13 protein-coding genes are annotated in these 13,919 nt (G+C 64.9%); 11 read left to right on the top strand and 2 right to left on the bottom strand.

Annotated elements, in window-relative coordinates; translation table 11 throughout:
* Positions 1-82: 82 nt before the first annotated feature.
* Positions 83-1,630, top strand: a complete 1,548-nt coding sequence (locus tag RAD10_RS26890) for a winged helix-turn-helix domain-containing protein (RefSeq protein ID WP_461619866.1) — start codon at positions 83-85, stop codon at positions 1,628-1,630.
* A gap of 21 nt (positions 1,631-1,651) precedes the next feature.
* Here RAD10_RS26890 and irr read toward each other — a convergent pair whose 3' ends face one another.
* Positions 1,652-2,137: a Fur family transcriptional regulator Irr gene (gene irr / locus RAD10_RS26885; protein WP_461619865.1), complete on the bottom strand. Its 486-nt coding sequence runs from the start codon at positions 2,135-2,137 to the stop codon at positions 1,652-1,654.
* 484 nt (positions 2,138-2,621) lie between these two features.
* Between irr and RAD10_RS26880 the strand changes: the two genes are divergently transcribed.
* The 7 genes from RAD10_RS26880 (at position 2,622) to RAD10_RS26850 (ending at position 9,728) form a co-directional block, all read left to right on the top strand.
* The gene (locus RAD10_RS26880) at positions 2,622-4,172 is read left to right on the top strand and encodes an ABC transporter substrate-binding protein (RefSeq protein WP_461619864.1); all 1,551 of its coding nucleotides are present in this window, start codon (positions 2,622-2,624) and stop codon (positions 4,170-4,172) included.
* Positions 4,173-4,442: 270 nt separating this feature from the next.
* Positions 4,443-5,414, top strand: a complete 972-nt coding sequence (locus tag RAD10_RS26875) for an ABC transporter permease (protein WP_461619863.1) — start codon at positions 4,443-4,445, stop codon at positions 5,412-5,414.
* Positions 5,411-6,250, top strand: coding sequence for an ABC transporter permease (locus RAD10_RS26870; RefSeq protein ID WP_028139871.1), 840 nt, complete (start codon positions 5,411-5,413; stop codon positions 6,248-6,250). Before RAD10_RS26875 ends, RAD10_RS26870 begins: the two co-directional genes overlap by 4 nt.
* Positions 6,251-6,252: 2 nt before the next feature.
* Entirely contained in the window at positions 6,253-7,872 is a 1,620-nt protein-coding gene (locus tag RAD10_RS26865; protein WP_461619862.1) for an ABC transporter ATP-binding protein, read from the top strand.
* Between the two features lie 372 nt (positions 7,873-8,244).
* Entirely contained in the window at positions 8,245-8,421 is a 177-nt protein-coding gene (locus RAD10_RS26860) for a hypothetical protein (protein WP_183258265.1), read from the top strand.
* Positions 8,418-8,627: a hypothetical protein gene (locus tag RAD10_RS26855; RefSeq protein ID WP_461619861.1), complete on the top strand. Its 210-nt coding sequence runs from the start codon at positions 8,418-8,420 to the stop codon at positions 8,625-8,627. Before RAD10_RS26860 ends, RAD10_RS26855 begins: the two co-directional genes overlap by 4 nt.
* Before the next feature lie 162 nt (positions 8,628-8,789).
* Positions 8,790-9,728, top strand: coding sequence for an AEC family transporter (locus RAD10_RS26850; protein WP_461619860.1), 939 nt, complete (start codon positions 8,790-8,792; stop codon positions 9,726-9,728).
* A 15-nt stretch (positions 9,729-9,743) separates the two neighbouring features.
* Here RAD10_RS26850 and RAD10_RS26845 read toward each other — a convergent pair whose 3' ends face one another.
* The gene (locus tag RAD10_RS26845) at positions 9,744-10,028 is read right to left on the bottom strand and encodes a hypothetical protein (protein ID WP_028139867.1); all 285 of its coding nucleotides are present in this window, start codon (positions 10,026-10,028) and stop codon (positions 9,744-9,746) included.
* Positions 10,029-10,234: 206 nt separating this feature from the next.
* On the opposite strand from RAD10_RS26845, the gene RAD10_RS26840 reads away from it, so the two are divergent.
* The 3 genes from RAD10_RS26840 (at position 10,235) to RAD10_RS26830 (ending at position 13,824) form a co-directional block, all read left to right on the top strand.
* A complete protein-coding gene (locus tag RAD10_RS26840) occupies positions 10,235-10,555 on the top strand; it encodes a hypothetical protein (RefSeq protein ID WP_104466053.1) in 321 nt (106 codons plus the stop codon).
* A gap of 224 nt (positions 10,556-10,779) precedes the next feature.
* The gene (locus RAD10_RS26835; RefSeq protein ID WP_461619859.1) at positions 10,780-11,505 is read left to right on the top strand and encodes an outer membrane protein; all 726 of its coding nucleotides are present in this window, start codon (positions 10,780-10,782) and stop codon (positions 11,503-11,505) included.
* Positions 11,506-11,670: 165 nt separating this feature from the next.
* Positions 11,671-13,824, top strand: coding sequence for a methyl-accepting chemotaxis protein (locus RAD10_RS26830; RefSeq protein WP_461619858.1), 2,154 nt, complete (start codon positions 11,671-11,673; stop codon positions 13,822-13,824).
* Positions 13,825-13,919: the final 95 nt, after the last annotated feature.

Below are 13,919 nucleotides of genomic sequence, written 5' to 3'. Positions count from 1 at the left end.
CCGGATCGGACGCCCCCAGACTTTCGCGGACGGTTGATTTTCGCCTGAGACGACTTTGATTTTTGCTTGAGACGACAGAAACGTGCGATTTCGCTTTGAAAACAACGTGCTCGACGGCGACCTGCGGGAACTGACCTGCGGCGGGGCCGCCGTGCCGTTGCAGCCGCAGGTGTTCGATCTCTTGCTCTATCTCGTCGCGCAACGCGCGCGTGTGGTCAGCAAGGATGACCTGATCAGCCAGATCTGGAGCGATCGGATCATCTCGGATTCGGCGCTGAACAGCCGCATCAACGCCGCGCGCAAGGCGATCAGTGACGACGGCGCGACGCAGCGGCTGATCAAGACCATTCCGCGCAAGGGCTTTCGTTTCGTCGGCGAGGTCCGGGAAGATGTGGCAGCGCCGATCGTGCCGGCCGAAGCGAGGCCCGCCCCCTCACGCGCGGGGGACCGCCCGGCGATCGCGGTGCTCGCCTTCGAGAACATGAGCGGCGATCCCGCACAGGACTATTTCGGCGACGGCATCAGCGAGGACATCCTCACGGCGCTGTCGAAGCAGCGCTGGTTCATGGTGATCGCCCGCAACTCGTCCTTCACCTACAAGGGGCGCGCAGTCCACCTCCGGCAGATCGCGGAGGAGCTCGGCGTCCGCTACGTCGTCGAAGGCAGCGTGCGCAAGGCGAACAACCGGGTGCGCATCACCGCGCAGCTCAACGATGCCACGTCAGGCAGCCATCTGTGGGCCGAGCGCTACGACCGCGAGCTGGTCGACGTCTTCGCCGTTCAGGACGAGATCACCAACGCGATCGCCGCGGCGATCGAGCCGCAGATTCACGCGGCCGAGAGTTTTCGCGCCCACCGCAAGGGACCTGCGAGCCTGGACGCTTGGGATTTCCTGATGCGGGCATTGTCGCATTATTGGCGCGTGACCCGGCGCGATCACGAGACCGCACGGACGCTGCTGGAACGCGCGATCGGGATCGATCCGAATTACGGTCAGGCGCTGTCGGTACTGGCGGCGAATTACATGCTCGGCGTGCATCTCGGCTGGGCCGAGCTGGCCACCGTGGCGCCGGTGGCGGAAGCCGCCGCGCTGGCCGCGGTGCGCTGCGACCATGAGGATGCCTGGGCGCATGTCGCGCTCGGCAGCGTCTGCTTCTCGACACGCAGGCTCGCGGACGCGCTGTCCGAGTTCGAGCAGGCGCTCGCGCTCAATCCGAACTTCTCGCTGGCGCAGGGTTATTACGCGCTGGCGCTATCCTATGCCGGACGTCCGAAGGATTCGTTCGAGGCTGCCCAAAGGGCGATCCGGCTGTCACCGCGCGATCCGTCGCTGGCGATCTATCACGGCATCGCGGGCTATGCGCGCTTCACCGAACACCGTTATGACGAGGCCATCGCGCTGGCGCGCGAGGCAATCCGCCATCGCGGCGATCTCACCGGAGCCTACCGCGTGCTTGCAGTCTCCGCCGGCATGACCGGCGACGGGGTGCTTGCGGAGACGGCGCTGAGCGAGCTCCGCCGCACCCAGCCCGACATCTCGCTGCACTGGATCGCGACGCAACTGCCGTGGGCCAATGACGGGGATCGCGAGCACTATCTGGAAGGATTTCGGCGCGCGGGGCTGCGCTAGGCGGCCGCTCTTACCCCGGCGCTACGTTCGCTTGCGGCGCAAATGGACGATGACGTCGAGCCGCGCGATCTCGTGGCCGGGAAGCGGCTCCGGAATCTTGGTAAAGGCGAGGCCTTCGGCAACGTCAACCAGCACATCCTCGCCCTCGAGATAGAAGTGCGGATGCACCGATGTGTCGGTGTCGAAGAACGACTTGATGCCGTCGGCCGCGATCCGGCGCAAGAGGCCGGCCTCGGTGAACTGGTTCAGCGTGTTGTAGACGGTTGCGAGCGACAGATAGGCGCTCGCCGCCATCGCTTCTTCGAACAGGCTCTCGGCGGTGACATGACGATGGCCGCGCAGGAACAGCAACTGGCCGAGCGCCAGGCGCTGGCGCGTCGGGCGCAGACCGGCATCGCTGAGCAATTGCAGACAGCGCTGCACCCCTGCATCGGGCGGCAACTCGAGGCCGGCGACATCAGGATCGCTATCGTCACTCGCAGGGAAATTCGTGGCCTGGATGTCCATCGATCGTCTCACGGCTCAGGGGGAGCAGGACGCACCGCGCCGGGTCCCGCCAGTTGCTATTCGATCGCAAAAACGGCGGCCTGGCTTTGATCCGGATCAAATCCGGAGCGGGGCCGCCTCTGACCTATCGCAAGGCGGTCCGGTTTATTCCTGGCCCGTTGGGCGGCGACGGGCTCAGCGCATCATGACGGCCTGATGCTTTTGGTCGCAGGCGCAGGCTTGTGCAACGCCTTCGCAGACTCTCGACACGAGTAAGGCCGCTTGATCGCCCGGAGCGGGCCGATCCGCCGTGCGCGAAGGTATGCGGAAAACAGGACGCGCTGTACATTTTTTGTGCGAGCACTGTCGCGACTTTCATCTTGCGGCGCCGAATGGGACTGTGTGAGCCTCGATATCGGATGGGGACTGGGATGGACCGGCCGTAGCTTTGCGCGCCATGGCGTGCGAAGCGTTGACGGCTGGTCTCGCTTGAGAAAGATACGACATGCCGAAACGAGTGTTGCTTGGTCTCCTCCTGGCGTGCGGCCTCACGGCCCCGACACTGGCGCAAGAGCCGAAGACCGGAGGCGTGATCAATGCGGTGATCCAGCCCGAGCCGCCCGGCCTGATGCTGGCGATGGTCCAGAACGGCCCGGTGCAGATGGTGTCGGGCAACATCTTCGAGGGCCTGCTGCGCTACAGCCCGAAGCTCGAACCGCAGCCCGAGCTCGCCGAGAGCTGGAGCGTCAGCGAGGACGCCAAGACCTACACGTTCAAGCTCCGGAAGGGCGTCACCTGGCATGACGGCAAGCCCTTCACCGCCGCGGACGTCCTGTTCTCGATCGAGATGCTGAAGCAGACCCACGCGCGCGCCCGCAACAACCTCGCGCAGGTCGACAAGGTCGAGGCGCCCGACGATTACACTGTCGTCTTTACGCTGAAGCAGCCGTTCGGCCCGTTCCTCGGCATCTTCGAGGTCGGCTCGATGCCGATGGTGCCGAAGCATCTCTATGAAGGCACCGACTGGAAGACCAATCCCTACAACAACGCCCCCGTCGGCACCGGTCCCTTCATGTTCAGGGAATGGCAAAAGGGCTCGTTCATCCGCTTGGTCAAGAATCCGAACTATCACGAGAAGGGCAAGCCCTATCTCGACGAGATCTACTGGCAGATCATTCCCGACGCCGCGGCGCGCTCGGTGGCGTATGAGACCGGCAAAGTCGACGTGCTGCCCGGTGGCTCGGTCGAGAATTTCGACGTGCCGCGACTGTCCAAGCTGAAGGACACCTGCGTCACCGGCGCGGGCTGGGAGTTCTTCTCGCCGCTGGCCTGGCTGTGGCTCAACAACCGCCAGGGTCCGCTCGCGGACAAGCGGGTGCGGCAGGCGGTCATGTATGCGGTCGACCGCGACTTCGCCAAGGACGTGATCTGGAACGGGCTCGGCAAGGTCGCGACCGGCCCGTCGGCCTCGACTATCAAATACTACACCGACGATGTGAAGAAATACCCGTACGATCCGGCCAAGGCCAAGGCGCTCTTGAAGGAAGCCGGCTACAAGGGCGAGAAGATCCGCCTGTTGCCGCTCGCTTATGGCGAGACCTGGCAGCGCTGGGGTGAAGCCGTGAAGCAGAACCTCCAGGACGTCGGCATGAATATCGAGACCATCGCCACCGACGTCGCCGGCGGCAACCAGAAGATTGGCGACTGGGACTACGACATCGCCTTCACCTATCTCTACCAGTATGGCGATCCCGCGCTCGGCGTCGGCCGCAACTACGTCTCCAGCGCCATCGCCAAGGGCCAGATGTTCAACAACGTCGAGGGCTACTCCAACCCCGAGATCGACAAGCTGTTCGCCGACGGCGCGGTCGCGACCCCCGACTCCAAGCGCAAGGAGATCTACGAGAAGGCGCAGAAGATCCTGGTCGAGGACGTGCCGGTGGCCTGGATGCTCGAGCTGCAATTCCCGACCATCACCCGCTGCAAGGTCAAGAACCTGATCACCACGGGGATCGGGGTCAATGACGGCTTCAAGGACGCATGGCTCGACAAGTGACGGGCGCTTCGCGTCTGATTTCTCGTGCTGTAGCTTTCGCCGAATGATTGCCGTCCGAGCCACGGAAAAGGTGCACCTCTCCCGCTTGCGGGGGAGGTCGACGCGCGCCGGGCGATGCGAAGCATCGTCCCAAGCGCGGCGGGTGGGGGCTCTCTCCACTCGGGGACCTTCTCTGCGGAAACACCCCCACCCCTGCCCTCCCGCGCAAGCGGGAGAGGGAGCGCACCGTCGCTGCGGCGACCCTCTCGTCAAACAAGCGTCGCTCTAAGTATGCTCTCCTTTATCGCTCAGCGTGTCCTGAAGGGCGTGATCGTCCTGCTTGCGATCGTCGTCCTCAATTTCTTCCTGATCCGGCTTGCGCCCGGCGACCCCGCGGTGGTGATGGCGGGCGAGGCCGGGGCCAGTGATCAGATCTTCGTCAATCAGCTCAGGGAGAAGTTCGGCCTCGACAAGCCGTTGCCGGAGCAGCTCTTCATCTACGTCAAGGGTGTCGTGACCCTCGACCTCGGCTTCTCCTTCCGCCAGCAGGCGCCGGTCGCAAAGCTGATTGGCGAACGGCTGCCGACGACGCTGCTGTTGACGCTGACCGCATTCGCGATCTCGCTCACGCTCGGCATTCTCTTCGGCACCTTCGCCGCGGGCTTTGCCGGGACCTTCCTCGACACCGCCATCACCGTGTTCGCACTGATCTTCTACGCCATGCCGATCTTCTGGGTGGCGTTGATGGGCATCCTGCTGTTCTCGGTCACCATGGATTGGCTGCCGAGTTTTGGTTACGAGACGGTCGGCGCCAATCTGACCGGCTTCGCCCACGCGGTCGACGTCGCAAAACACCTGATCATGCCGGCGATGACGCTCGGCCTGTTCTTCATGGCGACCTATACCCGCATGACGCGCGCCTCGATGCTGGAGGTGAAACGGCTCGACTTCGTCAAGACCGCGCGCGCCAAGGGCCTCTCCGACGCCGTGATCCAGCGCCGCCACGTGCTGCGCAACGCGCTGCTGCCCGTCGTGACGCTGGCCGGCGTGCATTCCGGAACGCTGATCGGCGGCGCCGTCATCACCGAGACCGTGTTCGCCTGGCCCGGGATCGGGCGCCTGATGTACGACGCGCTGTTGCAGCGGGACTACAATCTGCTGCTCGGCGTCTTCGTGATCTGCTCCGCCATGGTCCTGATCTTCAACCTCATCACCGATCTGGTCTATCGCCTGGTCGATCCGCGCATCGAATTCGCCTCATGAAACAGTTCTGGAAATCGATGCTGCGTAGCCCGAGCGGCGTCATCGGGCTCATCATCCTGGTTCTCGCGATCTCGGTCGCGTTGTTCGGACCGATGCTGTTCCCGAACTCGCCCTGGCGCATGGTGCAGCGGCCGTTCCTGCCGCCGTTTACGCTCTCCGCCGTGCCGCTCGGCACCGACGCGCTCGGCCGCGACGTGTTCGCCGGCATGATTTTTGGCGCGCGCGTCTCGCTGCTTGTCGGCCTCGTCTCCACGCTGGTCGCGCTGATCGTCGGCGTTCCCATCGGCGCCATGGCCGGCTATTTCGGCGGCAGGGTCGACGACGCCCTGATGCGCTTCACCGAGTTCTTCCAGACCATTCCGAGCTTCGCGCTCGCGATCGTGCTGGTCGCGATCCTGCAGCCCTCGATCTACTCGATCGTGACCTCGATCGCGCTGGTGAGCTGGCCGCCGGTCGCCCGCCTCGTGCGCGGCGAGGTGCTGTCGCTGCGAACGCGGGAATATGTCCAGGCCGCCGTGGTCACCGGCCAAAGCAACACCTGGATCATCATGCGCGAGATCCTGCCGAACGCACTGTCGCCGGTCATCGTGCTGGCCTCGCTGATGGTGGCGACCGCGATCCTGCTGGAATCCTCGCTGTCCTTCCTCGGCCTCGGCGATCCCAATCTAATCTCCTGGGGCTACATGGTCGGCGCCGGCCGCACCGTGATCCGCCAGGCCTGGTGGATCACCGTGTTTCCCGGCGTCGCCATCCTGATCTCGGTTCTCGGGCTCAATTTGATCGGCGAAGGCCTCAACGACGCGCTCAATCCGCGCCTGTCGCGGGAGGGACGCTGACGATGACCGCCCCGCCCGCCGTCTCCATCAAGAACCTGCGGATTGCCCTGCCCAAAGGCGCCGAGCGTCCCTTCGCCGTCGACGGCGTCTCGCTGGACTTGCGGCCCGGCAAGATCGTCTGCGTCGTCGGCGAGTCCGGCTCTGGCAAGTCGATGTGCGCGCATGCGCTGATGGGCCTGTTGCCCGATACTGTCTCGGTCGCCTCCGGCGAGATCCAATTCGAGGGACGCGACCTGCTCAAGCTCGACGACGACGGCTGGCGCGATCTGCGCGGCCGCCGGCTGGCGATGATTTTTCAGGAGCCGATGACCGCGCTCAATCCGTTGATGCGGATCGGCGACCAGATGGCGGAGATGTTCGAGGCGCACGGCCTGCTGACGCCGAGGGAGCGGCGCGCGCGAGCGCTCGCTTTGGCACGGGAAGTCGGCCTGCCCGACCCCGAAAGAATTGTGCGCGCCTATCCGCACCAGCTCTCCGGCGGCCAGCGCCAGCGCGCCATGATCGCGATGGCGCTCGCGCTCGAGCCGGCCGTGCTGGTCGCGGACGAGCCGACCACCGCGCTCGACGTCACCACGCAGGCGCAGATCCTCAAGCTGATCCGCAACCTCCAGCGCAATCGCAACATGGCGGTGATGTTCATCACCCACGATTTCGGCGTGGTCGCCGACATCGCCGACCAGGTCGTCGTGCTCCGGCACGGCAAGGTCGTGGAGGAAGGTCCCGCAGCAACAGTCTTCAACGCGCCGCAGCACGACTACACCAAGGCGCTGCTCGCCGCCGTACCCTCGATGGACCCGCCGGCGCGCGAGCCGCTCGACGATCAGGCCAGGGCCGTCGAGGTGATCGGTCTGGACAAGACCTACGTCACGTCAGGAGGCTGGTTTCGCGAGGACCGCCGCGTCGATGCCGCGCGCGCGGTCAACTTCAACATCCTCAAGGGCGAGACGCTCGGCCTCGTCGGCGAATCGGGCTCCGGCAAATCGTCGGTGGCGCGCCTGGTGATGCGGCTGATCGAGGCCGACCGCGGCACGGTGCGGATCGGCGAGACCGATCTCACCCAGCTCTCAGGCAAGGCGCTGCGCGCCGAGCGCCATCGCATCCAGATGATCTTTCAGGATCCGTTCGCCTCGCTCAATCCGCGCCGCAAGGTCGGCCACATCATCGCCGACGGTCCGATCGCGACCGGCCTTGATCCCAAGGTCGCGTTCGACCGCGCCCGCGATCTCCTCAAGATGGTGGGCCTGGATGCCGGCGCGCTCGAGCGCTATCCGCATGAATTCTCCGGCGGCCAGCGCCAGCGTATCGGCATTGCGCGCGCTCTGGCGCTCGAGCCCGAGATCATCGTCGCGGATGAGGCCGTCTCCGCGCTCGACGTCTCCGTGCAGGCCCAGGTCTTGCGCCTGCTAGAAGACCTCAAGACGCGCCTCGGTCTCTCGATGCTGTTCATCACCCACGACTTGCGCGTCGCCGCCCAGATCTGCGACCGCATCGCGGTGATGCAGCGCGGCGCCATCGTCGAGCTGAAGCCGACCGCGCAGCTGTTCGCCGCGCCGGAGCATGCCTATACGCGCGAGCTGCTGGCGGCGGTGCCGGGACGGAAAGAGCGCGCGCCGGCGGCGTGAGGATCGATCGTATCGAGTCGCCGAATTCCGGGATGGTTCCAAAAACTTGCACGCGGCCCGAGGTGAAACATATTCGGTCCAGAAGAATTTTCTTGACGAGAATATCCTTGCTGATGAGTGCAGGGATCAAGTCGACACCAGCATCCGTCGCGCGGCTCCTGAACCGCGCGACGGATGTGAGCTGGTGAGCGGTCTCTCAACCCGGCGCATCAAAGGCACGGGAGACGTTGGGATTCCGGAGTGCGCTCACGCGTTTTTTACTCCTTCGTGATCGGCGACACCGCTTCAAAGCCGAAGACGGCGTCTTAGATGACGATGAAATGATAAGCGTCATCTGATGACGGGATCTGCCAACTGATATTCGGAGCCAACATGGGCGAAGTCATTCGATTTGTCTCAAAGTCCGAGCGCGAGCGAGCACGTCTCATCCAGGAGGCGCGCGCCATCTACGACAGTATCTTCCCGCCGACCGACCCGGCCAGCGAAGGCCAGGATAAGGCCGCGATCGGCCGTACATATATCGGCCGCGAGGGGGGTAACCTGTCGTGATCAAGATCATCGCCGTGCTCTGCAGCCTTGCCTCCCCGACCAATTGTCACGAGCAGGTTGTCACCACCTCGGATTTCGCGCAGGTTTCGGTGCAGTCCTGCCTGATGGGCGCGCCGCAGCTCGCCGACTGGATGAACCAGCATCCAGCGGAGCGACTGGCTGCGTGGCGCTGCGTGATCGGTCAACAGGCCGGCCGGAGGATCTAACGTTTGACGGCCGCGTTCGATCGGCGCGTCGCGCCCGGCCATGACGGTCTCGACTGAAGGGAACGCTTGAGCCAGGGACCACGGCTCGACCAAAGCCGTGACGACTCTCCATTGCCGGGGTAACCTCTCGTTGCAGCCATTGGCAGCAAGGGGGGAATCCGGATGGAAGTCGCGAGCCTCGTTCTTCCCGTATTCGCGATCATCGTCACCGGCTGGCTGGCCGGCGAGCTCGGCTATCTCTCCCGCTCGCTCGCCGACGCGCTGGTGCATTTCGCCTACAACGTGGCAATGCCTGCGCTATTGATCGTCACCATCGCGCAGGAGCCCGCGCGTAATCTGCTGGAATGGCGTTTCCTGCTCGCGTTCGGCGGCGGCTCCCTCGTCTGCTTTGCGCTGGTCTTCCTGGTGGTCCGCGCCGGCGGAAGGCATGATCTCGCCAGCAGCACGATTCATGGCATGGCGGCGGCGATGACCAATACCGGCTTCGTGGCGCTGCCGATCCTGCACGCGATCTACGGCCAGCCCGCCGTCCTGCCTGCAGCGGTCGCGACGGTATTCGTCGCGGCCGTGATGTTTCCAATCACGGTCATCCTGCTGGAAAGGGACGCGCGCGGATTGTCCGCGCAGTCCGCCGGCCTCGCGAAGCAGATCCTGCTCAATCCGATGGTGCTGTCGACGCTTATCGGTCTCGTCTGGGCGATCACGGGCCTGCCGATTCCGGCGCCGGTCGCGGCCTATCTCAACATGATCGCCGCCGCGCTCACGCCCTGCGCACTATTTGCCATCGGGCTCGGCCTGTCGGTCGAGGGCCTGCGCTCCAACCTGAAGGCAACGTTCGCGCTCGCCGTCGTGAAGCTCGTGCTCATGCCGCTGATCGTCTACGGACTTTGTGTGGTCACCGGCCTCAACGCGCTCTACACCGTCGCCGCCGTGATATGCGCCGCCGTGCCCACAGCGAAGACGGTGTACGTGCTGGCGCACGAGCACAAGGTCGAGGAGAAACTGGTCGCGGCCACGGTCTCGATCACGACGATGCTGTCTGTCGCAACATTGCTGGTCGCGCTATACCTTCTCTCGGGCTTGGCGACCGGCACGCGCTAACCCGCATGGGCGCACTTATCTCGTGGTGTTGCTCCAGGTGGGCGCCGAATTGGTCACGCCGACCGAGGGCCAATTGTAAGATCCGACCGACGGTGCCGTGACCGTTCCGACCGTCTGGCCGGACGAGCCGTAGGACGCCCGCGGCTGCGCTGCCGGCGCTCCGGCGCCGCCATAGGTCGGGGCCACCACGCCCGTGCTGTAGTGTCGGCTCGACCGCGCCTTCTTCGCTTCAGCCGCAAAGGGCGCGGCAAGCAGCCCGGTCGTGATGAGCGCGGCAATGGCGAGTTTGATGCTTGTCATGGCTGATCCCTCTATCGTTGGGGCCCTTGTGCCATGTGTTCATTGATCGCACGATGTCCATAGGCACAAGTTCATAACTCCGTGTGCTGGCGAATGTGCCGAAGCAATGCGTCGTCACCCCGCTTCGGATGGATCACGCCCGCCTTCGGATGGACCCGAATCAGCGCTAGTGCATTGCCCTCAGCGACTTCGCGTATTGAGGCGACATGACCGGGCCCGAACTGAAGCAACTCCGCGCCGACCTCTCCGATGTCCTCGAGCGGAAGCTCACGGCGGCCGACATGGCAAAGCTCTGCGGATTGCCGGAGAAAGGCGGCGGCGACACCATCCGGCGCTGGGAGGTGAGCGGCCCGACGCCGGAGGCGACCAAGGTGCTGCGCGTGCTTGCGATGGCGAGCGAGCGCTATCCCATCCTGGAGAAGTTCGACATCTTCGATCGCCATGACGTGCGCGAGGAGGACCGCCCCGCAAAGCGCGCGGCGTTCCGCGAGCAGATGCGCGATGAGGCGCGACGGCGTCTTGGTTAACGAAGGACGCCCAGAGATTACCGAAGCCCTGCGAAGTTAAACCTTCCTTCACCACTTCTTAAGCCGGCATTAAGCACGAAAATCATTTGCAGCCCAATAAGTTAGGTTGGGTCGCGCTGTGCCATGCATGTGACAGCATTTTCGTCAAAAGGAAGCTATCTGCAAAACCAACGCGGCGCGGAAAGCGCGCCTGCCGGGGACCTTAAGTGTCGGAGTTCAAGACGATGAAGAAGATTCTGTTTGCGACCGTTGCGCTGCTCGTGGTGGGCGCTGCTGCACCGGCCGTCGGTGCCGATCTCGGCAACCGCAACTATTACAAGACGCCCGCGCCGGCCTATGCCGCGCCGATCTATAACTGGACCGGCTTCTATATCGGCGGCCATGTCGGCGGCGCGTTCTCCAGCGACAACAATTTCAACGGCCTTTCCACCGGCAACAACGGCAACGGCCGTTTCCTCGGCGGCGTGCAGGTCGGTGGGGACTGGCAGTTCCACCCGAACTTCGTGGTCGGCGTCGAAGGCCAGTATTCCTGGCTCTCCGGCAGCGTCGGCGCCGTGTTTCCGGGCGGCATCGCCTACACCAACGACCAGCGTGGCCTCGGCTCGATCACCGGCCGCGTCGGCTACACCTGGGGCCCCGGCCTCGTCTACGTGAAGGGCGGCTACGCCTATTCGGACAACAACGAGAAGGTGACCGTCGGCGGCGTGCCGACCGCGTTCGTCATCACCGGCGATCACCGCAACGGCTATACCGTCGGCGCCGGCCTCGAATACATGTTCGCCCCGAACTGGTCGGCCAAGGCCGAGTACCAGTACTACAATTTCGGCGACTCGAGCTTCACCGGCGGCCCGCTCGCGGGCACCGGCAGCTTCACCACCGACGACCACACCATCAAGGCGGGCGTCAACTACCGCTTCAACTGGGCAAGCCCGGCCGTCGCGCGCTACTGATCGGTTACCACAACCTTACCATGACGGAAGGGCCGGCGATTTCGCCGGCCCTTCTTTTTTCGCTCTGCGGAACAGGCGCAACCGTTTGCGGAGATTGCGAATTTTTAACCCGCCGTGCGGATACTGCCGGCCACAAACAGAAGCAAGAATGTTGGGGGAATTTCGATGGCGATCCGTTTCAGCCTTGGCGGCTCACTTGGCCGGATGCGGCCTCGTTTCAAAATGCCGACCTGGGGCGTGCGCGGCAGCCTGTTCGCGGCCTTTGCAGTGGTCGCCGGCATGGGCCTCGTGATCGCAGCCGGCGCCGGCCTGGCGCTGCAGAATCTCGGCGGACGGATGACCGAGCTGAGCGGGCGGGACATTCCGCGCCTTGCCGCCAGCCTGCAATTGTCGGCCCTGAGCGCGAGCCTTGCGGCACAGGGACCGGCCCTGCTCGCGGCGCAAAGCGAGGAAGCCCTGAACGAGCGCACCAAGAAGCTCAAGGAGCTGCAGGAGCAGACGCAGCAGAAGCTCACCGAGATCATCGGGCTCGGCGGCGACAAGGCCGTCGTCTCCGGACTCAGCGAGACGATGAAGAGCATCAACGAGGCGGCGCAGAGCCTGGCCAAGGCCGCCCGCGAGCGGCTCGATATCGCCGCCCTCCATGACAAGCAATATGACGCGCTGCGCAGCGCGCAGGGCGCCTTCGTCGGCGCGGCCAGTCCGGCGATGCTCGACGCGCAGACCCGGGTCAACGCCATTCTCGGCTCGGCCGACCTGTCCGCCGCAGATGCCAACGATGCCGCGCAGACCGTCGGCCAGCTCGGCAACGTCGTCGCCAGCGGCAATCTCGCAGCCGCCAACATGAGTGCGGCACTGTCGGCGAACACGAGCGACAAGCTCGACGACATCCAGAAGGAATTCAAGACGGCACAGGGACGCCTGCGGTCGAACCTCGATCTGTTGCCGGACAATCAGGGCAACAAGATGCTGCGGGAGACGGCGGAGAAGCTGCTCGCGCTCGGCACCGGCAAGACCGGCGTGTTCAACCTGCGTGAGAAGGAGCTCGACTCGGTCGACTACGGCCAGACCATCCTGGACGAGACGCGCAAGCTCAATGTCGGCCTCGGTATCAGCGTGCAACAGCTCGTCGACGGCGTGCAGAAAGAGACCAACGCCTCGACTTCGCAGGCGCAGCAGGAGACCTCGCTCGCGACCACCGTGATGCTGGCGCTCGGCTCCTTGATGCTGGTCGGCTCGGCGCTGTTCGTCTGGCTCTATGTCGGCCGCAACATCCTGCGCCGCATCCGTGAGCTTCAGCGCGCCATGCAGCTGCTGTCGGCCGGCGACCTCGACACCGAGATCGTCCGCTCCCGGCAGAACGACGAGATCGGCGTGATGAAGGAAACGCTGACCGTATTCCGCGACAGCATGATCGAAGCCCGGGCGCTCGCCGGCGAGCAGGACAAGGACCGTGTCGCCAAGGCCGAGCGGGCCGCGCGCATGGAAGCGAAGATCGCCGAATTCGAAAGCACGGTGCGCTCCGCGCTCGACAATCTGGCGCAGTCGGCCAATTCGATGCAATCGACCGCGCAGAGCATGTCGACCACAGCCGACCAGTCCAACGCGCTGGTCAACGCGGTCGCCTCCGCCGCCGAGGAGACCTCGGTCAACGTGCAGACCGTGTCGTCAGGCACCGAGCAGCTGTCGTCCTCGATCGAGGAGATCAGCAAGCAGGTCGTGACCTCGGCCGCGATCGCCAAGAAGGCGGTCGACGAGGCCGGCGCCACCGACACCACGGTGCAGAGCCTTGCCGACAGCGCGAGCCGCATCAGCGTCGTCGTCGACCTGATCCAGACCATCGCCTCGCAGACCAACCTGCTCGCGCTCAACGCCACCATCGAGGCGGCGCGCGCGGGCGAGGCCGGCCGCGGCTTCGCGGTGGTCGCCTCCGAGGTGAAGAGCCTCGCGAGCCAGACCGCCAAGGCCACGGAGGAAATCCGCACCCAGATCGCCAGCATGCAGGAGATCACGACATCGGCGGTCGGCGCCATCCAGGGCATCGGCCGGATCATCGGCGAGATCGACAATGTGACCACGACGATCGCGGCCGCAGTCGAGGAGCAGGGCGCGGCCACCCGCGAGATCGCGCGCAACATCCAGCATGCCGCCGGCGGCACCAGCGAAGTCTCCAGCAACATCGTCGGCGTCTCCACAGCCTCGGCCGAAGCCGGCGCCGCGGCAAACGAAGTGCTGGGCGCCTCCGACGCGCTCCGACGCGAAGCCGACATGCTGCGCGGAGAGATCGACGCGTTCCTCAACAACATGCGGGCGGCCTGACGTCATTCCGGGGCGCCTCGAAGAGGCGAACCCGGAATCTCGCAACAATCTCCAGATTCTCGGGTGCGCAACAGCGCACCTGAGTTCGCGCTCCG

The organism is Bradyrhizobium sp. 23AC, from assembly GCF_054863025.1.
The sequence above is the reverse complement of the archived record's forward strand: the minus strand, read 5'-3'. Positions and strand labels throughout refer to the sequence as shown.

Bases quoted from the DNA above. Each gene is read 5' to 3' on its own strand.
- RAD10_RS26840 (WP_104466053.1), top strand. From the start codon at position 10,235: ATGACCGGGCCCGAACTGAAGCAACTCCGCGCCGACCTCTCCGATGTC.
- RAD10_RS26830 (WP_461619858.1), top strand. From the start codon at position 11,671: ATGGCGATCCGTTTCAGCCTTGGCGGCTCACTTGGCCGGATGCGGCCT.
- RAD10_RS26880 (WP_461619864.1), top strand. From the start codon at position 2,622: ATGCCGAAACGAGTGTTGCTTGGTCTCCTCCTGGCGTGCGGCCTCACG.
- RAD10_RS26850 (WP_461619860.1), top strand. From the start codon at position 8,790: ATGGAAGTCGCGAGCCTCGTTCTTCCCGTATTCGCGATCATCGTCACC.
- RAD10_RS26835 (WP_461619859.1), top strand. From the start codon at position 10,780: ATGAAGAAGATTCTGTTTGCGACCGTTGCGCTGCTCGTGGTGGGCGCT.
- RAD10_RS26870 (WP_028139871.1), top strand. From the start codon at position 5,411: ATGAAACAGTTCTGGAAATCGATGCTGCGTAGCCCGAGCGGCGTCATC.
- RAD10_RS26865 (WP_461619862.1), top strand. From the start codon at position 6,253: ATGACCGCCCCGCCCGCCGTCTCCATCAAGAACCTGCGGATTGCCCTG.
- RAD10_RS26845 (WP_028139867.1), bottom strand. From the start codon at position 10,028: ATGACAAGCATCAAACTCGCCATTGCCGCGCTCATCACGACCGGGCTG.
- RAD10_RS26860 (WP_183258265.1), top strand. From the start codon at position 8,245: ATGGGCGAAGTCATTCGATTTGTCTCAAAGTCCGAGCGCGAGCGAGCA.
- irr (WP_461619865.1), bottom strand. From the start codon at position 2,137: ATGGACATCCAGGCCACGAATTTCCCTGCGAGTGACGATAGCGATCCT.
- RAD10_RS26875 (WP_461619863.1), top strand. From the start codon at position 4,443: ATGCTCTCCTTTATCGCTCAGCGTGTCCTGAAGGGCGTGATCGTCCTG.